Raw genomic sequence first — 23,207 nt, 5'->3', positions numbered from 1 at the left:
GCCGGGAGTGAGCGAAATGACTACTGCCACAACCACAACCGATACCGCGGTATCGCAGACCGAGAATCCGCCGCTGGTGAACCGGCTGATCCAGCGACCGGAGATCGGGGCGCTGCTCGGCGCGATCGTCGTGTTCGTGTTCTTCTCCGTCGTCACCAGCAAGTTCCTGAGCCCGCAGGGCATTTCGAACTGGCTGGACGACGCCTCCACGCTCGGCATCATGGCGGTCGCGGTGGCGCTGCTCATGATCGGCGGCGAGTTCGATCTCTCGGCCGGTGTGATGACCGCCTCCACGGCGCTGGTCACCGCGCTGCTCGCGGTGCACGCGGGCTGGAATGTGTGGCTGGCGCTGGCGGTTTCGCTGGTGTTCGCGCTCGCGGTCGGCTTCCTCAACGGCTGGGTGGTGATGCGCACGGGGCTGCCGAGCTTCATCGTCACCCTGGGCACCTTCCTGGCCTTGCAGGGCTTGAATCTCGGTGTCACCCGCGCGGTCACCGACAATGTCCAGGTGACCGGCATTCGCCGCGCGGACGGTTACGAGTCGGCGGGCTGGGTGTTCGCCTCCACCACCGATATCGGCGATGCCCGCATCCAGGCGTCGGTGGTGTGGTGGATCGTGTTCGCCGCGGTCGGGGCGCTCATCCTGCTGCGCACCCGCTTCGGCAACTGGGTGTTCGCGGTGGGCGGCTCGCTGCCCAGCGCGCGGGCCGTGGGCGTCCCGGCGGCGCGCACCAAGATCCTGCTGTTCATGACCACGGCCTTCGCGGGCTGGGTGGTCGGGGCCTGTAACCTGTTGCGCTTCACCAGTGTTCAGGCCAATCAGGGCATCGGGCTGGAGTTCCAGTACATCATCGCGGCCGTGGTCGGCGGCTGTCTGCTCACCGGCGGTTTCGGTTCGGTGATCGGGGCGGCGCTGGGCGCGCTCATCTTCGGCATGGCGCGGCAGGGCATCGTGCTCGCCGGGTGGAACGACGACTGGTTCATGTTGTTCCTGGGCGTGCTGCTGCTGTCGGCGGTGCTGGTCAACAACGCGTTCAAGAAGCGGGCGGAAAGGGTACGGCGATGACCCCACTCATCGAAACCATCGGCATCGGAAAGAGTTACGGCGGCGTGGTCGCGCTGCGGGACGTCTCCACGGTGGTGAACGCGGGTGAGGTCACCTGCGTGCTCGGCGACAACGGCGCGGGCAAATCGACCTTGATCAAGATCCTGGCCGGGGTGCATCAGCACGACAGCGGGGAACTGCGGATCGAGGGCGAGACCACCCGATTGGCTTCTCCGCGCGCGGCGCTGGATCGCGGCATCGCGACCGTGTACCAGGATCTGGCGGTGGTGCCGCTGATGAGCGTGTGGCGCAATTTCGTGCTCGGCTCCGAACCGGTCAAGAGCTACGGTCCGCTGAAGTTGCTCGACCGCACCGAGGCCAAGGACATCACGCGAAAAGCGCTGGTGGACATGGGAATCGACATCCCCGACCTGGAACAGCCGGTGGGCACGCTGTCCGGCGGGCAGCGGCAGTGCATCGCCATCGCCCGCGCCGTGCACTACGGGGCGAAGGTGCTGATCCTCGACGAACCCACCGCCGCACTGGGCGTGAAGCAGGCCGGTGTGGTGCTGCGGTACGTGGTGCAGGCGCGTGATCGCGGGCTGGGCGTCGTGCTCATCACCCACAACCCGCACCACGCCTACCCCGTCGGCGACCGGTTCCTGCTGCTCAAACGCGGCACCCAGCTGGGCAGCTACGAGAAGTCCGAGATCGACCTGTCCGAGCTCACCCGGCAGATGGCCGGCGGCGCCGAACTCGAAGCGCTGCAGCACGAATTGGAGCGGGTGGTGTCGTGACCGACCTCGACGTGCTGACCATCGGCCGGGTCGGGGTGGACCTGTACCCGGAGCAGAGCGGGGTTCCGCTGGCGGAGGTCACCACCTTCGCCAAGTTCCTCGGCGGCACGGCCACCAATGTGGCGGTGGCGGCGGCCCGGCTGGGCCGCCGCTCCGCGGTGCTCACCAAGGTCGGCGCGGACGGCTTCGGGCCGTTCGTGCGGAAGGCCCTGGAGGACTTCGGCGTATCGGCGCGGTACGTCGGCACCGCGCCGGACCTGCTGACGCCGGTGGTGTTCTGCGAACTGAACCCGCCCGCGGATCCGCCGCTGCTGTTCTATCGCCTGCCCATCGCGCCGGACCTCACCCTCTCTCCCGACGAAATCCCCTGGGATGTAGTCGATTCCGTCCCGCTGCTGTGGGTGACCGGCACCGGCGTGAGCGCCGAACCGGGCCGCACCACCCAGCGGGCGATCCTGGAACGGCGCGCCCGCCGCGGGCACACCGTCCTGGACCTCGACTACCGGCCCATGTTCTGGCCGGACGTCGAGACCGCGCGCGCCGAGATCGGCTGGATGCTCGATCACGTGAACGTGGTGGTGGGCAACCGCGCCGAAGCGGAAGTGGCGGTCGGCACCGCCGACCCGGACGCGGCAGCCGACCGGCTGCTGGAGCGCGGCGTCCGGCTGGCGGTGATCAAACGCGGCGCGGAAGGCGTGCTCATCGCCACCGAGACCGAACGCTGGACCGTGCCACCCTGCCCCGTGGAGGTGGTGTGCGGCCTCGGCGCCGGCGACGGCTTCGGCGGCGCCCTCGCCCACGGCCTGCTGGCCGGCTGGAACCCGCACCGCATCGCCTCCTACGCCAATGCGGCGGGCGCGCTGGTGGCTTCCCGCCTGGCCTGCGCCGACGCCATGCCGACCGATGCCGAGATCGAGGAGATGCTGTGCACCTGACCGACGCCCGCTGGCAGGAGCTGCTGCGCCTGCGCGCCACCGAACCCGAGGCGATCCAGCGTGCCTACGCCGACCGCCGCCGGCGGCCGAACTTGTTGTCCGACACCGGAACCCTGTTCCTGGTGGCCGCCGACCATCCCGCCCGCGGAGCGCTGGGCGTGGGAGCGGATCGCACCGCCATGGCCGATCGCCGCACCCTGCTGGAACGCCTCCTCATTGCCCTGGCCAATCCGGCCGTGGACGGTGTACTCGGTTCCCCCGACATCGTGGAGGAGCTGCTCCTGCTGGACGCGGTCCACGAGAAGATCGTCATCGGCTCCATGAACCGCGGCGGCCTGGCCGGCGCCGACTGGGAAATCGACGACCGCTTCACCGGCTACGACGCCGAATCCCTGGTGAAATACCGCCTGGACGGCGGCAAAATGCTGCTCCGCCTGGTCGATTCCGACCCCGGCACCATCCCGACCTTGGAAGCCTGCGCCCGCGCCGTCTCCGAACTCGCCGAACACGGCCTGATGGCCATGGTCGAACCCCTGCCCTACGCCCGCGAACCCGACGGCTCCCTGGTCATGCACAAAGACGCCGCCTCCCTGCAACGCGCCGTCACCGTCGCCTCCGGCCTCGGCTGCACCTCCGCCTACACCTGGCTGAAAATCCCGGCCCCCGAAGACATCTCGGTCCTCGACGCCACCACTCTGCCGGTAGTGGTACTCGGCGGCGCTCCGTCGGGCGACCCTGAAGCCGACCTGCAATCCTGGGGTGCTGCGCTCCGCCACGAAGTGGCCCGCGGCCTCGTCGTCGGCCGCAGCCTGCTCTACCCGCCGGACGGCGACGTAGCGGGCGCGGTCGACGCCGCCGCCCGAGTACTGGCGGCGGCGTGATGAGCGCGGCGGACACGGTCCGGCATTGCCTCGCGCAGCGCAATTTCCGGCGGCATCGATCCGGCGGGCGGCTGCGCCGGTACATGCGGCTCGGTCCCGCCGGTGAACAGGGCGGGACGGCGCTGATCCGGCCGGTGGCGAGCCGCGGGAGCCGGGGACAGGGATGAGCAAACTGCATCACGCGCACGGAACATTGCGCCACGGTGTCGATCCGGTCCGGCTGCTGCCCGCGGACGCTGGGTGGAGTTACAGCGGGCTGCGGGTGCTGAAACTGGGCGCGGGAGAATCCCGGCGGGTGCTGACGGGTGAGTTCGAGGCGTTCGTCTTGCCGCTGTCGGGCGGTTGTTCGGTGCGAGTGGACGGGCTGGAGTTCGAAATCGCCGGTCGGCGTTCGGTGTTCGATCGGGTGACGGATTTCGCGTACGTGCCGCGGGACGCCGAGGTCGAACTGGTGGCGGACGGGCCGCTCGAGGTGGCGCTGCCCATGGCGCGCTGCGCCCGGCGGCTGGAACCGAAATACGGTCCGGCGGAGCGGGTTCCGGTCGAAGTGCGGGGCGCGGGATCGGCGACGCGGCAGGTCACCAACTTCGGGGTGCCCGGGGTGTGGGACCACGCGGACAAGTTGAACGCGTGCGAGCTGCTGACGCCGGACGGGAACTGGTCCTCGTATCCGCCGCACAAGCATGACGCCGTGAGCGACTGCGAGGTCGTGAACGAGGAGATCTATTACTTCCGGATCGGGGAGACGGGGTCGATCATGCCGTCGGACAGGGGATTCGGGATGCATCGCACCTATACGGCCGACGGCGCGCTGGACGAGAACGTGGCGGTGCGGGACGGGGACGTGTTCCTGATCCCGCATGGGTACCACGGGCCGTGCATAGCCGCGCCGGGCTATCCCATGTATTACCTGAATGTGCTGGCCGGGCCGGCCACCGAGCGTTCCATGGCCTTCTGCGACGACCCGGCGCACGCCTGGGTGCGGGACAGCTGGGCCGGTGCGCGGCTGGACCCGCGCTGCCCGATCACCTCCAGTGAAGGACGAGTCGGATGAAACTCACCACCGCGCAAGCCCTGGTGGCGTGGCTGATCGCGCAATGGTCGGAAAACCTCGACGGGGTCGAAGTGCCCTTGTTTCCAGCGGTATTCGGGATCTTCGGGCATGGGAACGTGCTGGGACTCGGGACCGCCTTGCAGGAACGGCGCGAGGAGATCCCGCTCTGGCGCGGGCAGACCGAAGAAGGAATGGCCCTCGCGGCCGTCGGGCTGGCCAAGGCGGCGCACCGCCGCCAAGTGGGTGTCGCCACCTCGTCGATCGGCCCCGGCGCACTGAACATGGTGACCGCCGCCGGTGTGGCGCACGCCAATCGGCTGCCGCTGCTCCTGCTGCCGGGCGATACCTTCGTCAGCCGCGCGCCCGATCCGGTCCTGCAACAGGTCGAGCACTACGGTGACCCGACCATCACCGTCAACGATGCCTTCCGTCCGGTGAGCCGCTTCTTCGATCGCATCACCCGGCCCGAACAACTCCTCGCCACCCTGCCCCAGGTAGCCCGCGTGCTCACCGACCCCGCCGACACCGGGCCGGTCACCCTCGCACTGCCGCAGGACGTGCAGGCCGAGACCTACGACTACCCGGACTCGCTGTTCGAGCCCGTCGCACACCGCATCCCGCGCCCCCGCCCCGACCTCCGTGACCTGCGCGCCGCCGCCGAAGCGCTCCGTTCATCGCGACGCCCGCTGCTCGTCCTCGGTGGCGGCGTGCGCTACTCGGGAGCCGCCGACCAGGCGCTGGAATTCGCTGAACGGCACGGCATTCCGGTGACGGAGACCACCGCGGGCCGCACCCTCGTCCCCCACGACCACCCGCTCTACGCCGGTCCACTCGGCGTCACCGGCGCGGCCTCCGCGAATGCCCTTGCCGCCGAAGCGGATCTGGTGCTCGCCGTCGGCACCCGGCTGCAGGATTTCACCACCGCCTCGTGGACGGTTTTCGCCCCGGACGTCCGGCTGGTCCACATCAACGCCGCCCGATTCGATGCCGTGAAGCACGGCGGCCTCGCGGTCGTAGCCGATGCCGCCGCCGCGCTGGAAGAGCTTGCGCCGCTGGTCGCCACGACCGCACGGCCCGCCGATCAGGGCTGGCGCGCCGAACCGGCCTGGTCTGCTCGCGCTGTTGCCGAGCGCGCCGAGTGGGATGCGCATATCGACAAGCTGCGCGCTGCCGGTGCGGGCACGCCGAGTTACGCGCAGATCGTGGGCGTGGTGAACGAACTCAGCGGTCCCGCCGACTATGTGATGACGGCGTCGGGCGGCTTGCCGGGCGAGGTCATCGGCGGGTGGCGAGCCGCCGGCGGTGCGCCCACCATGGATGTCGAATACGGGTTCTCGTGCATGGGATACGAACTCGCCGGAGCCTGGGGCGCCGCGCTGCTGAAGCGCGAGACCGACGCGGACGGGCTGGTCACCACGTTGCTCGGCGACGGCTCGTATCTCATGCTGAACTCGGAACTGTTCTCCGCCGCCTTCGCCGGGCATCCCATGGTCGCGGTGGTCTGCGACAACGACGGTTTCGCGGTCATCGCGCGGTTGCAGGAAGGTCAGGGCGGCGAGCCGTACAACAACTTCCTCGCCGACTGCCGGACTCGGCACGCGGAACCGCCGCGGGTCGATTTCGCCGCCCACGCCCGCGCGCTCGGCTGCGCCGTGTTCACCGCCAGCGATCCGATGGAATTCCGCGACGGCTACTCCCGGGCACGCACCGCCGCACTGGCCGAACAGCGCCCGGCGGTGGTCGTGGTCCGCACCCGCCCGGCCGACTGGACCGAGGCCGGGGCCTGGTGGGAAGTAGGTGTGCCGCAACACCTCTCGGGCCGTGCCGCCTACGACGCCGCGAAACCGGGACAAGTGCGGTACATCGGGCGCGGCTGATCTCCGCCGCGCCCAGTGGCTGCCGGGCAAACCGGGCATCGCGGCCGATGGCGCACCCGCGCCGGGAATTTGTGGCAGACTCGGCGCAAACGCGTGAACCGGTGAAGGTGGAGGGTTGCCCTCCTGCGATCCCAGCCCGGCTCGCGCACGGGTGATGCGGGAGTTTGAAGGTCGCAATGGATCTCAGCGCCATCGAGCGCCAGGTGGCAACGGATCGAGGGGCTGCGCGGGACCGGTCCGCGGCAGCCGAGCTGGCGCTGGCGACCACCCTGTGCGAATTCGCCCGCGGACTCATCGCCACCAAGACCGATCCGTCGCAACGCGATCGCTCGCCCGCCGCCCTCGAGCCCGCGCAGGAAGCGGTGCTCATCCGCCTGCGCTGGCTCACCGCCGGACACGTGACCGCCGTCTTCGCCAATGAGGTGCAGGAGGCGCTGCGACTGTTCGAGCAGGCGGCGCGCACCATCGGGCATCGGGAACTGGCCACCTCCACCATCCGCAACGCGTGCAACGCGTATCGCCATGTCGCGCAGACCTACCCGCAGGCCTCGGGCGTGTGCGCGGACGCGCTGTCCAAATGCGGCGTCTGGCTGTGCCGCCTGGACCCGAACGCGGCCGTCGCCGCCAGCGAGGATGCGGTCCGCATTCGCGCCGCCATGTACGCCGCCGACCCCGACCAGGCCAACCGCTACCTGGCCACGCTCAATACCCTGCTCCGCACGCTCATGGTCGGCCGGCAGCGCAAACAGGCGCTGTCCATGTACCGCGAACGCTATGCCGCCGTCACCTCCCCGGCCATGACCCAGGGCTTGCGCGAAATCCGCATCGACGAACTCGGATTCACCTCCAAGACCGTCACCGCGCTGGCCAAACTGGAATGCGCCACCCTCGAACGCGCCGGGTATCTCACCCAGCAGCAGATCCTGTACCAGACCTCCGGCGACCTGGCCACCATCGAAGAGGTCAACTGGCAGCTCGCGCTGGTCGGCCTCAAACCCCTCGCCGCCGGCGCGCTCCCGGATCCGCCGTCCAAACCGGTCGAGATCAGCACCTCCTTCGGCGCGCTCAGCGTGCGCTGCTCCTCCCGCAATGCCGTCACCCTGGTGCGCGCCGCCCTGCTGGCCGCCTATGTCGCGGACGGCGCGGAGCCGGTGCCCAGCTCGGCCTACCTCGGGGTCGAGGAAAAGCACTGGAGCACACCCGAACCCGAGGTGAACGCGGCCGAACGCCTCGGCGAGGACGTCGTCATCATCGAGAAGATCTCCGAACACTGGGTGTCGGTCAAATCCCTCAACTGGGAAGTGGCACCCGTCGGCAGACATCCACTGGCCCTGCGCCTTTCCCAGGAATGGCCGGTGGTCAGCGTCACCACCACCGAGCAGATCTCCTACGAGCTGTGCCTGTACGAAGGCGGCACCGCCACCCAGTACGCCGCGCTCGGCCTGCCCGCCGGGCAGATACCGCTCGAAAAACCGCTCGCCCCCTTGGATTTCAAGGCGCTCGCCGATTACGGCGCGGATTACGCCTCCGAAACCCAGGTGCGCGCGGCATTCGGGAACACGACTATGTTCACCAAGCTCACGAAACTTCCGGGCAGCGGTATTCGCCAAGCCGCCGAAGCCGGACCGCTCGCCGCGCACGGATCGAACATTCTCTACTTCCGCGACGCCGCCGAATAGTCCCAGCCCCGTTCAGCAGCACTGTCCAGTATTCATTTCGAATTGCCGTGATGTAGATCACTCCTGCCCGCTACCCTGTTCTCACCCGGCGCTCGCGCTGCATTACGAAGGGTAACGAGTTGCCGTGGGCAGAAAGGCAACTCGATCATGAGCACGACTCCGACGGCCGTCCCTCCCGCCGCCCCCGATCTCCGTCCGCCCACTCTGGTCACCGGCCTCTGGCAGCGGAAGCTACCGCACTATCCGGATACGCCCGCCAGGTCCTGGTATCTGTTCCTGGTCGTGGTGGTCTCGATCGCGCTGTACTACCAGCTGTTCGTGGCCGGCGCGGTGGGCAACGAGCTGATCGCCTACTTCCACCTCACCTTCCGGTACTTCGTCGGCATCTTCATCGCGGGCGCGGCCTTCGGCGCGGTGGCCTCGGTGATCACCGGCATCATCGATCGGTGGGGGCGGGCGAACATCGTCGCCTACGGCACGGTCATCTGCTCGGCGCTGACCCTGTTCGCGGTGCCGCAGACCACCACCAAAGAGGCGTACCTGATCGTGTACTGCCTGATCAGCATTGTGGAAGGCGCGGTGCTGGTGGCGACCCCGGCGCTGGTGCGCGACTTCTCGCCGCAGCTCGGGCGGGCCTCGGCCATGGGGTTCTGGACGCTGGGGCCGGTGCTGGGCGCGCTGGTGACCACCGAGATCTCCACCCAGACCCTGGACGCGCATCCGGACTGGCAGTTCCACTACCGGCTGTGCGGCATCATCTGCCTGATCATCTCGATTCTCGGCGTGGTCGGGCTGCGGGAGCTGAGCCCGGCGCTGCGCGATCAGATCATGGTGTCGCTGCGGGACCGGGCGCTGATCGAGGCGCGGGCGCGCGGGCTGGATGTCGGTGCGCTGGAACGGGATCAGTGGAAGCAGATGATGCGCCTGGACATCGTCGGGTCGGCGCTGGGCATCTCCATCTTCCTTGCCTTCTTCTACACCATCGTCTCGTTCCTGCCGGTGTACATGGCGACCAACTTCGGGTTCAGCGCGGCACAGGCCAATGCGCTGGGCAACTGGTACTGGATCGCGAGCGCGCTGTCGCTGGTGCTGACCGGGATCGTGTCGGACTACCTGAAGGTGCGCAAGCCGTTCATGATCTTCGGGGCGATCATCTCGATCATCGGCATCTACGTCTTCCTCGGCTACACCGATAAACCCGGCACCGACTACTACACCTTCGCGATGGTGCTGAGCTTCATCGCCATCGGGACCGGGATTTCGTACTCGACCTGGATGGCCAGCTTCACCGAGACCGTGGAGAAGCGGAATCCGGCGGCCACCGCGGTCGGGCTGGCGGTGTGGGGCGGCATGCTGCGCACCGTGGTGACCGGGGTGCTGTTCGGGTTGCTGATCGTGGTGACCGCGGCGGGGACGCTGGTCAACTACGGGCCCAAACTGCAAGAGATCCAAGCCAAGTACCACAGCGAGATCGAGACCATCAACAAGGTGGGCGCGGATACGCTGACCGCCCTGAGCAAGAATCCCGGGGACGCGGCCGCGCAGGTGAAGGCGCTGACCACGCTGTCGGGGCAGTCGGCGGCGGATGTGCAGACGACCTTGAGCGTGAACGCCAAGTATCCGGAGGAGCTGGCCACCTTGCAGGCCATCGATTCCGGGGTGCTGACCAAACTGATGACCAATCCCAATGACACCGAGGCGGCGGCCACGGCGGTCGGGCAGGTCGCGAAGAAGTTCAGCATCACGCCCGAAGCGGCGGCCGCGCGCATCCAGGCCGCCAAGGCGATTCCGGTGAACGATCTCGTCGTGGTGTCGGCGGCCGGGCCGTCCATCGCGACCGCGAGCACGCAGCTGCTGGCGGTGGCCAAGATTCCGGCCGAGGATCGCGACTACCTGGCCGCGCACGGCAAGGACGCGCAGCAGGCTGCCATCGACGGGCCGGCGCAGTGGAAGCGGTGGTGGTGGATCTGCCTGATCGCGCAGATCGCCTTCATTCCGTTCGTGTTCATCATGTCCGGATACTGGAGCCCGAAGAAGGCCGAGGAAGCCGCGGCCGAGCACGACCAGGCCGTCGATCGGGAACTGGCGGATATGACCAAGTGAGGTCGGGGGCTGGGCTCGGTGGCGTCGATGCGCCGCCGGGCCCAGTCATCTACTACAGTTATTGAAGTGCAATCTACCCCTGCCGCCCCGGCTGTCAACAGTGTCGCCGCGACCTTCGATCTGCTGGGCGACCGGCTGACGCTGACGATCCTGCGGCACGCCTTCGTATCCCGGGCGCGGCGGTTCAATCAGTGGATCGAATGCACGGGCGCGCCGCCGGCGGTGCTGACGGCGCGGCTCAATGCGCTGGTCGAGGCCGGGGTGCTGACCCGGCAGGCCGGGGCGGGGGACCGGGGGGAGTACCGGCTCACCGAATTGGGTCTGGGGACTTGGGAAATCCTGGTGTGCGTGTGGTCGTGGCAGCGGGAATGGACGGACGAGTGGGCGTTGCTGCCGGAGCTGGTGCACACCGCGTGCGGGCATCGGGGGCCGCCGGTGCTGTCGTGCCGGGGCTGCGGGCGGACGGTGACCGCGCACGAGACCGATGTGGAACTGGATCGGGAAGCGCTGTGGCACATCACCTCCGGGCGGCGCCGCTCCGGGCGCGGGGCGGCCGGGCCGGCGCGGGGGGACGCGCGCTTCGACGAGATCATGGAGGCGATCGGGGACCGCTGGAGCGCCTCGGTCACCGGGCTGGCGCTGGCCGGAGTGCGGCGATTCTCGGAATTCCGGGCGGCACTGAACCTTTCGCCGACCACCTTGACCGAACGCTTGAACCGGCTCGTCGACGCCGGGATCCTGCTGCGGCCGGAGACGGGTGGGCGTGAATACCGGTTGACGCCGCGCGGGCGGGCGCTGTTCGGGGTCTTCGCGTTCCTGCTGGCCTGGTCGGAGCGGGCGTATCCGGGCGCGCCGGAGCCGGGATTGCTGATCCGGCACCGGGACTGCGGCGCGGCGCTGCGGCCCGCGCTGCGCTGCCGGGGCTGCGAGGCCGAGCTGGGCCGCACCGATGTCCGCTTCGAACGACCTTGACAGCCGCGGCCTGAGACGCGTATCACTTCATTAACTGTAGTGAAATCTGCCGGGCCTGGCGGTCCGGACGCTGGAGGCTTCTCATGCCGCTCAATGAAGAACTCATCGCGCCGGCCGCTGCCGCGCTGACCAATCCGTATCTGGAAGGGCCGTACACGGCGACCGCGGACGAGGTCACCGCCACGAATCTGACCGTGCTGCACGGGGAATTGCCCGCCGATCTGGACGGGGTGTACGTGCGCAACGGGCCGAATCCGCAGTTCGCGCCGCTGGGCCGGTACCACTGGTTCGACGGGGACGGGATGCTGCACGCGGTGCACTTCGAGAACGGCAAGGCCACGTACCGGAATCGGTTCGTGCGCACCGGCGAGTTCGAGGCCGAGCGGGCGGCGGGAACGGCGCTGTGGCGCGGGGTGATCGAGCCGTGGGACGGGAATCCGGCGGGGGATCGGCGGGAACGCAATTCCGCCAATACCGATGTGGTGTTCCATCACGGGAACCTCCTCGCCCTCTGGTACCGGGCGGGCAAGCCGTACGCGCTGGACCCGATCAGCCTCGAGACGCGCGGCGTGGACGACTTCAACGGCACACTGCGGGGCGAGGTTTCGGCGCACGCCAAGGTGGACGAGCGGACCGAGGAACTGCTCTTCTTCGACTACGGCATCAACGCGCCGTACCTGCGCTACGGCGTGGCCGATGCGGACGGGACCGTCACCCACTACACCGGACTGGAACTGCCCGGCCCGCGCCTGCCGCACGATATGGCCATCACGGAGAACCATTCGGTGCTCATGGACCTGCCGCTCTACAACGATCCGCGCGCCGCCGCGGCCGGCCGGTTCAAGATCTTCTTCGATCGCACGCTGCCCAGCCGGTTCGCCGTGCTGCCGCGTTACGGCGATGGGGCGCAAGCGAAATGGTTCGAAGCCGAACCCGGCTACATCTACCACACCGTCAATTCGTGGGAAGAAGGCGACGAGCTGATCCTGGTGGTCTGCCGCGTCACCGAACCCAGCCCCGTCTCCGACCGCGCCCACCCGCTCGCCCAGTTGCTGGCCTACCTGCGCCCCGAAGCCAAACTGCACCGCTATCGGTTCAACCTGCGCACCGGCGTCACCATCGAGGAACCGCTGGACGACGTCAATACCGAATTCCCCGCCATAGACCAGGGACTCACGGGGCGCCCGGGCCGCTACTCGTATCAGATGCGCCTCTCGGTCGACCGCACCATGATCTTCGACGCCATCCTCAAATACGACATCCGCACCGGCGCAAAGGAAACCGCGCCCTTCGGCGACGGTATCTACGGCAGTGAACTCACCGTCGTCCCGCGTCCCGGTGCGAAATCCGAGGACGACGCGTACCTGACCATGTTCGCTCACAACAACCACACCGGCCTGTCCGAAGTGTGGATCTACGACGCCGCCACCCTCACCGACGGACCCATCTGCCGGCTCGCCCTGCCCGTCCGCGTCCCCCTCGGCTTCCACGCCACCTGGGTCAGCGGCGACCGTATGCGCGCCGCCGCCACCCCCATCGCCTGAAAAAGGTTGTGCCCGTGCCCCACCCAGCTCTCAGCGTCAGCCTGCCGTACTGGCAGGACCGCGACCCCCTGGACGCCCTCGCCGTCGCCGAAACCGCCGAGAAGCTCGGCTACGACCGCCTCTGGATCGGCGAAATGGCGACCTTCGACGCCTTCGCCCTCGCCACCGCGATCGGCGCGACCCCGGGCCGCCTGTCCCTGTGCATCGGCCCCCTGGCCGTGAACGTCCGCACCCCGGCGGGCATCGCCATGGGCGCCGCCAGCGTCGCCGCGCTCACCTCCCGTGACGTGGACGTGGCCCTCGGCACCTCCAGCACCGTGGTCGTACGCGACTGGCACGGGCGCGAACGCCGCAGGACCGCAAGACATCTGGAGGAAACAGCCCGCATCGTGCGCGCGCTGCTCTCGGGCGAGCGCGTGGAGTACGAAGGCGTCACCGAACAGGTCAACGGTTTCCGCCTCCGGCTTCCGACGCCCCTCGGCGGGGACTCGCACGCGCACCGCGGCCCGCGCGCGGACGAGACCGCCCTCGCCGACGACGGCCCGGACCCGCATCGACCCGAACTGGTGCTGGCGGCCTTCGGCACGGGCGCGCTCGCGGCGGCGGCACGGGTGGCAGACCGGGTCGTCCTGAACCTGGTCACCCCCGTCCAGGTGGCCCGATGTGCCGCCCTGGTCGAGGAATTCGCCGAACGCGCGGGCCGCGAAACCCCGCCGATCTCGGTCTGGGTGACCGCCGCCGCCGACCCCTCACCCGACATGCTGGCCACCCTGCGCCGCGGCGTCGTGGGATACCTCCGCGCGCCCGGCTACGACGCCATGTTCACCGAAGCCGGCTTCGGCGAGATCGTGGGACTGGCGCACAGTGGAGCCCGCCCCCGAGCGGTACTGGCCGCCATCCCGGACGAATTGGCAGCCGTCGTCGGCATGTTCGGCGACCGAACCGAACTGGCGGCGCGCCTGGCCGCCTACCGCGAAGCCGGCGCCGACGAAGTCGTCGTGGTGCCGGTGACCAGCGCCGAGGATCCCGGTGGGGCATACACCCTCGAGACGCTGATGGAGGTCGATCGTGGCTGATTCCGAGCTGTTCGGCACGGTTGGGTCCGGTGGCTTCACGATTCGCGGAGGCGGTTGGCCTCGAACGGCTTTGTCGGGTGAATCGGTCGTTGTGGCCGAGAGCTTCAACGCGCGGGCGCGGTCGGCGGCACGACCGCGATCATTTGCCGGCGTGGTGAGCTGCTTCGGCGGCGAGGGGCGGGCGGCGACTCCTCCTTCTGTGGTTCCGAACGGAGCGAATTGTGGCTGAGGCGTATGTGTACGACGCGGTCCGGCTGCCGCGCGGACGGGTTCGGAAAGGTGGCGGGACGCTTGCGGAGGTGCCGCCGTATGAGTTGTTCGGGCAGTTGCTGACGGCGTTGGAGCAGCGGTCTTGTCCGCCGGAGGTGGTGGACGATGTGATCCTCGGGATCAGCACCGTGGCGGGGGAGCAGGGTGGGGATCTGGGGCGGGCGGCAGGATTGTGGGCGGGATGGCCGGATTCGGTGCCGGGTGGGGTGGTGTCGCGGCTGTGTTGTTCCGGACTCGACGCGGTGGAGGGCGCTGCGGCCCGGGTGGCGGCGGGGTACGCGGACGTGGTCGTCGCGGGCGGGGTCGAATCCATGTCACGAGTGCCGATGCTGTCGGATCGGCCCGGGATCGCCACCGACCCGGATCTGGGGGAGCGGGCCGGGTTCGTGACCATCGGCGTGTCGGCGGATCTGACGGCGGCCGTGCACGGGATCGGGCGGACCGAGCTGGACGCCTACGCGGTGCGGTCGCATCGGAATGCTTCCAGGGCAGCGGTTTCGGAGTCGATGGTGCCAGTACGGAAGGGCGGCACCCTGCTGCTCGGCGCGGATGAAGGGGCGCGGGGCGATGCGAGTCCCGAGAAGTTCGCGGCGCTGCCCGCCCTTTTCGGGGAGGACCCCGCGTGGGAGCGGGTCGCTCGTCGCCTGCCGGAAGCGCCACGGCCCGCCGCAGGGTTGCACACCCTGGCCACCGCGCCGCAGCTCGCGGATGGCGCCTCGGCGGTACTGCTGGGGAGTGCGCGAGCGGAACGGTCACTGGGGCGTGCGCCGCGTGCTGTGATCGCGGGGACCGCGCAGACGGCGGAGCGGTCGCCATTGCTGACCGCGCCGGTATCGGCCGCGCGGCGGGCGCTGCGGTGCGCCGGTATCGGAGCGGACGCGCTGGACGTGGCGGTCGTCAACGAATCCTTCGCTGTCACACCACTATTGGTCACGCGGGAACTGGGGCTGGATCCGGAACGGGTGAATCCGGACGGCGGCGCGCTCGCGGTCGGGCATCCGCTGGGCGCGACCGGCGGCATTCTCATCGCGCAGGCCCTGGACGCGCTCGAGCGGACGGACGGCGAGCATGCGCTCGTCGCGATTCCCGCCGCGCTGGGGCTCGGATCGGCGGTGGTACTACGACGGCTCCGGTGAACCGCGCAGTGGACGCCGCCTGTGGGCCGGGTCGTCCATGCGTTGCCTGCCGGAGCGGCCCAACCACCTCGCATTTCGAGCACGACTAGCCTCAGGAGTTTTCATGGCCGAATCAACCTTCGCCCCGGCGGCTTCCGCTGATCGACCGGGAGTGCGCACCTGCCACCCGGAGGGCCGGGTGCGCGAGTATCTCGATCGCGGGTGGTGGGAGGCCGACACCATCCCGGACATCTTCCGGCGGCGCGTGACGGAAGCACCGAACGCGCCCGCCGTCAGTGATCCGGCGAACCTGGCCGCGCTGACCGGCGCCGAGCCGCGCACGCTCACCTGGCAGGAACTCGACGACCAGGTCGCTGACATCGCGGCGGTGCTGTGGGCCAACGGTATTCGGCAGGGCTCGACGGTGGCGGTACTGCTGCCGAACTCGATCGCCTTGACCGCGACCTATCTGGCCCTGTGGCGGCTCGGTGCGGTGGCGACGCCCATGCCGGTGTCGTATCGGCGGTACGAGATCTCGGGCATTGTGGCGGCCACCGATGCCGGTGCGCTGATCACGACGGGCGTGCTCGGGGATCGGGAACTCGCGCTGGAGGCCGCGAGCGTCGCGGACGGGCGGCGCACGGTGTTCGCCTTCGGTCCCCAGGTGCCGGAGCAAGCCGTCGAAATCGGCGGGCCTGCGAGCGGCGAAGCCCGAAAACTCGTGCGCGACTATGAATCCGGACTCACGGTCTCGGTGAACGACCGCATCACGGTGTGCTGGACCAGCGGCACCGAAGCCGCGCCCAAGGGTGTCCCGCGCTGTCACGGCGACTGGCTGGCGGTCGCGCGCGGCGTACAGGACGGGCTGACGCTGACCTCGGAATCGGTGGTGCTGAACCCTTTTCCCATGGTCAACATGGCCGGGTTCGCGGGCACACTGCTGCCCTGGCTGCTCACCGGCGGCCACCTGGTGCAGCATCATCCGCTGGATCTGCCGGTGTTCCTCGGGCAGATCGCGCGGCATCGCGTGACCTACACCTGTATGCCTCCCGCCCTGCTGACCATGCTGTTGCAGAACGAATCCCTGCGCGCACGAGTGGATTTGAGCTCCCTCGACACGGTCGGCTCCGGCGGCGCGCCCCTACCGCCGCCCGTGGTGCGGCGGTGGCAGGAGGAGCTGGGCATCGCGGTCGTGAACTTCTTCGGGTCGAACGAGGGCGTGAGCCTGCTGGGTGCACCCGGCGATATCCCGGATCCGACCGTGCGCGCCCAGCACCTGCCGCACTACGGAGCGAAGGGGGTTGGCTGGGCGACGCGATTGGCCGCGAGCACCGCGGTGAAACTGGTCGACGTGGTCACCGGGGACCAGGTGAGCGAGATCGGCGGTCGCGGCGAGCTGCGCATGCGAGGACCGGCGGTGTTCGGCGGATACCTGGAAGGAACCGCTGCCGCGTCACCGTTCGACGCGGACGGATACCTGTGCAGCGGTGACGTTTTCGAGCTGTGCGGCGACGGCGGCAGGTATCTGCGGTTCGTGGACCGGGTCAAGGAGATCATCATCCGGGGCGGCATGAATATCGCCCCCGCCGAGATCGAAGGACTCCTGGCCGACCATCCGGGGATCGCGGAGGTGGCCATCGTCGGCTACCCGGACGCCGTGCTCGGCGAGAAGTGCTGTGCCTTCGTGGTTCCCGCGCCGGACGCCACCGTCACCCTCGAGGATCTGGTCGCGCATCTGCGGTCCCGCGAAGTGGCATCGTTCAAACTGCCGGAACGGCTGGAGACCGCGGCGAGCCTGCCGCGCAATCCGGTCGGAAAACTATTGCGCCGCGAATTGCGCGCGCGTCTCTGATCCGAGAATTCCAGGAGTTGTTGTGTCCGTGCATATTCTGGGCGGCAGCCAAACCGATTTCGCCGTCAACTGGCAGCGCGCCGGACTCGAATTCGATGCCTTGCTCGGCGAGGTGATCGACGGCGCCCTGCAAGCCGCCCGGGTGAACGCGGCCGATATCGGCGTTATCCACGTCGGCAATGCCTTCGGGCAGTTGTTCACCGGGCAAGGACAATTGGGCGGCATGCCCGCCACGGTGCGCCCCGAATTCTGGGGCGTACCCGCCACCCGGCACGAAGCGGCCTGCGCTTCCGGCAGTATGGCCGTGCTCGCCGCCATGGCCGACCTGGAGTCGGGACGCTACGACTGCGCGCTGGTGATCGGCGCGGAACTGGAGAAGACCGTCCCCGGCGGACAGGCGGCCCGCTTCATGGGCGCCGCCGCCTGGGCCGGGCACGAGGCGCGGGACACGGATCTGGTGTGGCCGAGCATGTTCGCCGCCATCGCCGACGAATACGACCGCCGCTACGGACTCGACGCCGCCCACCTGCGCGCCGTCAGCGAACTGAACATCGCCAACGCACGGTCGAATCCGCTCGCCCAAACCCGGGACTGGAAATACTCCCCGGACAGTTTCGGCGCCGACGACGCATCGAATCCGCCCGTGGCCGGCGTCCTGCGCCGCCAGGATTGCAGTCAGATGACCGACGGCGCGGCGGCGGTCGTGCTGGTCTCCGACCGGTTCCTGGAGCGGCGCAACACCATTCGGCCAGATACCCGTTCGACGATCGCCGGATGGGGCCACCGCACCGCCGCGCTCTCCCTCGAGGCCAAGCTGCGCCATTCCGCCGAGGACCCGTACGTCTTCCCGCACCTGCGCCGTGCGGTCCGCGACGCCCTCGACCGCGCCCAGCTTCCCGCCATCGACGCCGTCGACGCGGTCGAAGTCCACGACTGCTTCTCCATGTCGGAATACGTGGCCCTCGATCACCTCGGCATCACCGCCCCCGGCGAAAGCTGGAAGGCCATCGAATCCGGCGAAATCGGCAGGGCTGGAAGGCTTCCCGTCAATCCGGGCGGCGGCCTGATCGGTATCGGCCATCCGGTCGGAGCCACCGGGGTGCGCATGCTCCTGGACGCACACCGGCAAGTCACCGGCCAGGCCGGCGAGATTCAGATCCCGGATGCGCGCCGGGTCGCTACGGTGAACATCGGCGGCAGCGTGACCACCGTCGCGAGTTTCATGGTGGCCGCCGACTGAGGCCTACGTCAGGAGATCCCTTGTCGGACAACGAACCTCTCATCCTCGATCCCACCGGTGTCGATATTCAAGCCGAAGCCGCGCGCCTGCGGGCACGCGGTCCGGTCACCCTGGTGGAGCTGCCCGGCGGTATTCGCGCCTGGTCGGTCCCGGACGCGGCGCTGCTCAAGAACCTGCTCACCGATCCGCGCGTGTCCAAGTCGGCCAGACAGCATTGGCCCGCGTTCATCAATGGTGAAGTGCCGCAGGACTGGGCGCTGTACCCGTGGGTGGCGGTGTCGAGCATGTTCACCGCGTACGGCGTCGACCATCGGAGGCTGCGGAAGCTGGTCGCGCCCGCGTTCACCCACCGGCGCACCGCAGCCATGCAGCCGCGCATCGAACGCATCACCACCGACCTGCTGGATGGGCTGGCGAAGACGCCGGACGGTGAATCGGTGGATCTGCGTGAGAGTTTCGCCTATCCGCTGCCGATTCAGGTCATCTCCGAACTGCTGGGCGTACCCGAGGAACTGAATCCGGCGCTGCGGTCGTGTGTGGACGCCTTCTTCGACACCACCCTCACGCCGGGGGAGTCCATCACCAAGTACGGCGAGATGTACGGGCTGATGGCCGAACTCGTCGCGCGCCGGCAGCGGCAGCCCGGGGACGACATGATCAGCGTGCTGATCGCCGCCCGCGACGAGGACGACGGGTCCACCCTCACCGACTCCGAACTCATGGACACCCTGATGCTGGTCATCAGCGCCGGGCACGAAACCACCGTCAACCTGCTCGACCAGGCGGTGTTCACACTGCTCACCCATCCCGGAGAACTGGCGAAACTCGCTGCGGAAGCAGCCGACTGGGAAAGCGTGGTCGAGGAATCGCTGCGCTACGAAGCGCCGGTCGCGCAACTGCCGTTGCGGTATGCGGTGGAGGATCTCGATATCGACGGCGTCCACATCGCCAAGGGTGAGGCGATACTCGCCTCCTACGCCGCCGCCAACCGGGACCCGAAGCTGCACGGCGCCAGTGCGAACGAGTTCGATCCAAGCCGGGAGAACAAGGAACACCTCGCCTTCGGGTACGGGGCGCACCACTGCCTCGGCGCGCCCCTGGCCCGGCTGGAAGCGGGCGTGGCCCTGCCCGCGCTGTTCCGGCGATTCCCGGAACTATCCCTGGCGGTCGAACCGGATGAGCTGGGCACCGTGCCCAGCTTCATCTCCAACGGTCACCGGCGGCTGCCCGTGTACCTCGGCGCGAAATAGGCTGTCAGTCGGGCAGTTTGGAGGCATCGCGGACCGCTCCGCGATCGGCGGAGGTGGCGAGCATGGCGTAGGTGCGCAATGCCACGGACAGTGGGCGGTTGCGCTGGCGCGGCCGGTAGCCGCCCGCGGCCTCCAGTTCGGTGCGGCGCGCCGCCAGTTCCGCGTCGTCGACGTCCAAGGTCATGCCGCGCGAAGGGATGTCGATGCTGACCATGTCGCCGTCGCGGACCAGTGCGATCGGCCCACCGGCCGCGGCCTCGGGGGAGACGTGCCCGATGGACAGGCCCGAGGAGCCGCCGGAGAACCGGCCGTCGGTGATCACCGCGCACTGACCGGCCAGGCCGCGGCCCTTCAGATACGAAGTGGGATACAGCATTTCCTGCATGCCCGGGCCGCCGCGCGGACCCTCGTAGCGGATGACCAGCACATCGCCGGGCGTGACGCGACCGGAGAGCACCGCGTCCACCGCCTCCTCCTGGGAATCGACCACCACGGCCGGGCCGGTGAAGGTGTGCATGTGCTCGGCCACGCCGGCCGACTTCACGACCGCGCCGTCGGGGGCCAGGTTGCCGCGCAGCACCGCCAGGCCGCCATCGCGGGAATGCGCGTGCGCGAGATCGCGGATACAGCCTTCGGCGGCATCCAGATCCAAGGTGTGCCAGCGTTCGGACTGCGAGAACGCGGTGGCCGAACGCTTACCGCCCGGAGCGGCATGGAACAGTTCGGTCGCCGTGGCGGAGGGGTTTTCGGCGCGCACATCCCATTCGGCCAGCCAGTCGTCGAGCGAATCCGAGTGCACCGCATGCACATTGCGATGCAGCAGGCCCGCGCGATGCAGTTCGCCCAGGATGGCGGGCATGCCGCCCGCGCGATGCACGTCCTCCATCAGATAGTCGCCGTTCGGCGCCACCTTGCACAGGCAGGGGATCTGCGGGGACATCTTCTCGATATCGGTGAGCGTGTAGTCCAGGCCCGCCTCCTGCGCGGCGGCCAGCAGGTGCAGCACGGTATTGGTGGAGCCGCCCATGGCCAGGTCCAGGGCCATCGCATTGTCGAAGGCCTCGCGGGTGGCGATATTGCGCGGCAGCACCCGGTCGTCGTCCTGCTCGTAGTAGCGGCGGGTCAGCTCCATGACGGTGTGCCCGGCCGACTCGTAGAGCGCCTTGCGCGCGGTGTGGGTGGCCAGGGTGCTGCCATTGCCGGGCAGCGCCAGGCCCAGCGCCTCGGTGAGACAGTTCATGGAATTGGCGGTGAACATGCCCGAGCAGGAGCCGCAGGTGGGGCAGGCGTTCTCCTCGATGAGCGCCATATCGGCATCGGAGACCTCGGGCGAGACGGCCGCGGCCATGGTGACGATGAGATCCAAGCGGCTGCGCACGGTGCCGTCGACCAGCACCGCCTTGCCGCCCTCCATCGGCCCGCCGGAGACGAACACCGTGGGGATGTTCAAGCGCATCGCCGCCATCAGCATGCCCGGGGTGATCTTGTCGCAGTTGGAGATACACACCAGCGCGTCGGCGCAGTGCGCGTTCACCATGTACTCGATGGAATCGGCGATCAGATCGCGTGACGGCAGCGAATAGAGCATTCCGCTGTGCCCCATGGCGATTCCGTCGTCCACGGCGATGGTGTTGAACTCGCGGGCGATACCGCCGGCCTCCCGCACCGCCTCGGAGACGATCCGGCCGACGGGTTGCAGATGGGTGTGACCGGGCACGAACTCGGTGAAGCTGTTGGCGATGGCGATGACCGGCTTGCGCCCGATATCCGCCGACGGAACGCCGCTGGCACGCATGAGCGCGCGAGCCCCCGCCATATTCCGACCGTGCGTGACCGTGCGGGAACGCAATGCGGGCACGATGCCACCTCCTCGAACTCGAAACTCCAACCGTGCAGTTGCAACCGCACGGTTGGAGTCTGGCATATCGGCGGGGCAATCCGCAACCGTGCGGTTGGAGATGGTTGGATGGGGGCCATGGCGTGGGATACCGAGGGCACCAAACGGCGACTGCTGGAAGCGGCGGTGCACGAATTCGCCGAACGCGGGCCCGACGGTGCGCGGGTCGCGGCCATCGCCACCCGGGCGGGAATCAACAAGGAACGCATCTACCAGTACTTCGGGGACAAGAACGGGCTGTTCGAAGCCGTGCTCACCGATCAGCTCGAACAGCTCGCGGCGGCCAGCCCGCTCACCGCCGACAGCGCCGGCGATCTCGCCGAGTACGCCGGGCACGTGTTCGACTTCCATCAGACGCATCCGCAATTCCTGCGGCTCATGTACTGGGAAGGGCTCCAGCACGGCGGCGGTGAACTGCCCGCGGAATCCGCGCGGGCCTCGCATTACGCGGACAAGGTGGCGGCGCTGGCCGCCGCCCAGCGGGCCGGGAAACTGGCCGATGACGTCGCGCCCGGGTATCTGCTGTACGCGGTCGCGGCGCTCGCGGCCTGGTGGTTCGCCGCGCCGCAGGTGGTCCGGATGATCCTCGGTGCGGACACCGAGGCACCCGAAGCCCTGCGGGCGGCGCTGGTCGCGCTGGTGCGGCGGCTGGAGGTGCGGGCCTAGCGGGTCAGCAGTTCCCGCAGGGCGCGGACCACTTCGGCGGGGGCCTCCTCGGCCATGAAGTGGCCGCAGCCGACCGTCTCGTGCTTCAGGTCCGGAGCCCAGGCGCGCCAGAGCGCTTGCGCGTCGAAGCCGAGCGCGGCGCCCCAATCCTGTTGCAGCACCGTCACCGGCATGTGCAGGGTGTTGCCGGCGGCGCGATCGACCTGATCATGGACGAGGTCGATGTGCGCCGAGGCCCGGCAGTCGGCCACGATCGAGGGCACCGCATCGCGGGACGCCGCCAGGTAGGCCGCGCGCACGTCCGCCGGGATCGCCTCCGGGTCCCGGGTCCACTGATCGAGCAGATAGCCGAAGAACGCGTCCGCGCTCGCCCCGATCATCTGCTCGGGCAGGCCCGGCGGCTGGGCCATCAGGAACAGGTGGAAACCGACCGCGGCCGTGACGCCGCGCATCACCTCCCAGCTGTCCAGCGTCGGCAGCACGTCGAGCGAGGCCAGGTGTGTCACCCGCTCGGGGTGGTCGAGCGCGGTGCGGATCGCCACCAGCGCGCCCCGGTCATGGCCCGCCAGGGCGAACCGCTCGTGCCCGAAAGCCTTTGCCAGCGCGACGATATCGTTGCCCATGGTGCGCTTGGCATACGTCTCCCCATCGGTGTCGACGGGCTTGTCGCTCGCCCCGTACCCGCGCAGATCCGGGCAGATGACGGTGTGATCGGCCGCCAGCTCCGCGGCCACGTGCCGCCACATCAGATGCGTCTGCGGCAGCCCGTGCAGCAGCACGATCGGGCTGCCCGCCCCGGCCACCGCAACATTCAGCGCCACGCCGTCCGCGACGGTCACCCGCTGATAATCGAATCCGGAAATACCCGAAACCATGATCTCCCTTTCGAACTGTCAACCGACGCCACGAGCCTGCGCCCACCCACTGAGCAACCGATCAGCATCGACTCAGCGC

General features: G+C 69.0%; 19 protein-coding genes. 17 read left to right on the top strand and 2 right to left on the bottom strand.

From position 1 onward, the window contains the following. Positions 1–16: 16 nt before the first annotated feature. The 16 genes from LTV02_RS15400 to LTV02_RS15325 all read left to right on the top strand — a co-directional run bounded on the left by LTV02_RS15400 (position 17) and on the right by LTV02_RS15325 (position 19,690). Positions 17–1,066, top strand: a complete 1,050-nt coding sequence (locus tag LTV02_RS15400) for an ABC transporter permease (RefSeq protein WP_233040645.1) — start codon at positions 17–19, stop codon at positions 1,064–1,066. Next, entirely contained in the window at positions 1,063–1,842 is a 780-nt protein-coding gene (locus LTV02_RS15395; RefSeq protein ID WP_233040644.1) for an ATP-binding cassette domain-containing protein, read from the top strand. Before LTV02_RS15400 ends, LTV02_RS15395 begins: the two co-directional genes overlap by 4 nt. Then, a complete protein-coding gene (iolC, locus tag LTV02_RS15390) occupies positions 1,839–2,777 on the top strand; it encodes a 5-dehydro-2-deoxygluconokinase (protein WP_233040643.1) in 939 nt (312 codons plus the stop codon). The genes LTV02_RS15395 and iolC overlap by 4 nt, the downstream gene beginning before the upstream one ends. Continuing rightward, complete coding sequence (locus tag LTV02_RS15385; protein WP_233040642.1) at positions 2,768–3,658, top strand: Cgl0159 family (beta/alpha)8-fold protein; 891 nt, start codon at positions 2,768–2,770, stop codon at positions 3,656–3,658. Before iolC ends, LTV02_RS15385 begins: the two co-directional genes overlap by 10 nt. Then, entirely contained in the window at positions 3,658–3,825 is a 168-nt protein-coding gene (locus LTV02_RS15380; RefSeq protein WP_233040641.1) for a hypothetical protein, read from the top strand. Before LTV02_RS15385 ends, LTV02_RS15380 begins: the two co-directional genes overlap by 1 nt. Further along, a complete protein-coding gene (gene iolB, locus LTV02_RS15375; RefSeq protein WP_233040640.1) occupies positions 3,822–4,712 on the top strand; it encodes a 5-deoxy-glucuronate isomerase in 891 nt (296 codons plus the stop codon). Before LTV02_RS15380 ends, iolB begins: the two co-directional genes overlap by 4 nt. Beyond that, positions 4,709–6,589, top strand: coding sequence for a 3D-(3,5/4)-trihydroxycyclohexane-1,2-dione acylhydrolase (decyclizing) (iolD, locus tag LTV02_RS15370; RefSeq protein WP_233040639.1), 1,881 nt, complete (start codon positions 4,709–4,711; stop codon positions 6,587–6,589). The genes iolB and iolD overlap by 4 nt, the downstream gene beginning before the upstream one ends. A gap of 176 nt (positions 6,590–6,765) precedes the next feature. Further along, positions 6,766–8,268 carry a hypothetical protein gene (locus LTV02_RS15365; RefSeq protein ID WP_233040638.1) on the top strand — a complete coding sequence of 501 codons (1,503 nt, stop codon included), beginning with the start codon at positions 6,766–6,768 and terminating at the stop codon, positions 8,266–8,268. Positions 8,269–8,415: 147 nt separating this feature from the next. Beyond that, entirely contained in the window at positions 8,416–10,371 is a 1,956-nt protein-coding gene (locus tag LTV02_RS15360; RefSeq protein ID WP_233040637.1) for an MFS transporter, read from the top strand. 66 nt (positions 10,372–10,437) lie between these two features. Continuing rightward, on the top strand, positions 10,438–11,343 hold the full coding sequence (locus LTV02_RS15355; RefSeq protein WP_233040636.1) for a winged helix-turn-helix transcriptional regulator: 906 nt from the start codon (positions 10,438–10,440) through the stop codon (positions 11,341–11,343). An 83-nt stretch (positions 11,344–11,426) separates the two neighbouring features. Beyond that, positions 11,427–12,887, top strand: coding sequence for a carotenoid oxygenase family protein (locus LTV02_RS15350; RefSeq protein ID WP_233040635.1), 1,461 nt, complete (start codon positions 11,427–11,429; stop codon positions 12,885–12,887). 14 nt (positions 12,888–12,901) lie between these two features. Continuing rightward, entirely contained in the window at positions 12,902–13,963 is a 1,062-nt protein-coding gene (locus LTV02_RS15345) for an LLM class flavin-dependent oxidoreductase (protein ID WP_233040634.1), read from the top strand. Positions 13,964–14,184: 221 nt separating this feature from the next. Then, on the top strand, positions 14,185–15,369 hold the full coding sequence (locus LTV02_RS15340; RefSeq protein WP_233040633.1) for an acetyl-CoA C-acyltransferase: 1,185 nt from the start codon (positions 14,185–14,187) through the stop codon (positions 15,367–15,369). Positions 15,370–15,472: 103 nt separating this feature from the next. Continuing rightward, positions 15,473–17,200 carry a class I adenylate-forming enzyme family protein gene (locus LTV02_RS15335; RefSeq protein WP_233040632.1) on the top strand — a complete coding sequence of 576 codons (1,728 nt, stop codon included), beginning with the start codon at positions 15,473–15,475 and terminating at the stop codon, positions 17,198–17,200. 28 nt (positions 17,201–17,228) lie between these two features. Continuing rightward, positions 17,229–18,440: an acetyl-CoA acetyltransferase gene (locus LTV02_RS15330; RefSeq protein WP_233041584.1), complete on the top strand. Its 1,212-nt coding sequence runs from the start codon at positions 17,229–17,231 to the stop codon at positions 18,438–18,440. Positions 18,441–18,460: 20 nt separating this feature from the next. Further along, positions 18,461–19,690 carry a cytochrome P450 family protein gene (locus LTV02_RS15325; RefSeq protein WP_233040631.1) on the top strand — a complete coding sequence of 410 codons (1,230 nt, stop codon included), beginning with the start codon at positions 18,461–18,463 and terminating at the stop codon, positions 19,688–19,690. A gap of 4 nt (positions 19,691–19,694) precedes the next feature. Here LTV02_RS15325 and ilvD read toward each other — a convergent pair whose 3' ends face one another. Then, the gene (gene ilvD / locus LTV02_RS15320) at positions 19,695–21,548 is read right to left on the bottom strand and encodes a dihydroxy-acid dehydratase (protein ID WP_233040630.1); all 1,854 of its coding nucleotides are present in this window, start codon (positions 21,546–21,548) and stop codon (positions 19,695–19,697) included. Between the two features lie 117 nt (positions 21,549–21,665). Here ilvD and LTV02_RS15315 point away from each other — a divergent pair, with 117 nt between their 5' ends. Beyond that, the gene (locus LTV02_RS15315; protein WP_233040629.1) at positions 21,666–22,253 is read left to right on the top strand and encodes a TetR family transcriptional regulator; all 588 of its coding nucleotides are present in this window, start codon (positions 21,666–21,668) and stop codon (positions 22,251–22,253) included. Here LTV02_RS15315 and LTV02_RS15310 read toward each other — a convergent pair. Beyond that, on the bottom strand, positions 22,250–23,128 hold the full coding sequence (locus LTV02_RS15310) for an alpha/beta fold hydrolase (RefSeq protein WP_233040628.1): 879 nt from the start codon (positions 23,126–23,128) through the stop codon (positions 22,250–22,252). The two genes, LTV02_RS15315 and LTV02_RS15310, sit on opposite strands and share 4 nt — an antisense overlap. Positions 23,129–23,207: the final 79 nt, after the last annotated feature.

Source organism: Nocardia yamanashiensis (genome assembly GCF_021183565.1).
In the GTDB taxonomy this organism is placed as follows: Bacteria; Actinomycetota; Actinomycetes; order Mycobacteriales; family Mycobacteriaceae; genus Nocardia; species Nocardia yamanashiensis.
This window is presented reverse-complemented; position numbering and strand designations above follow the sequence as displayed.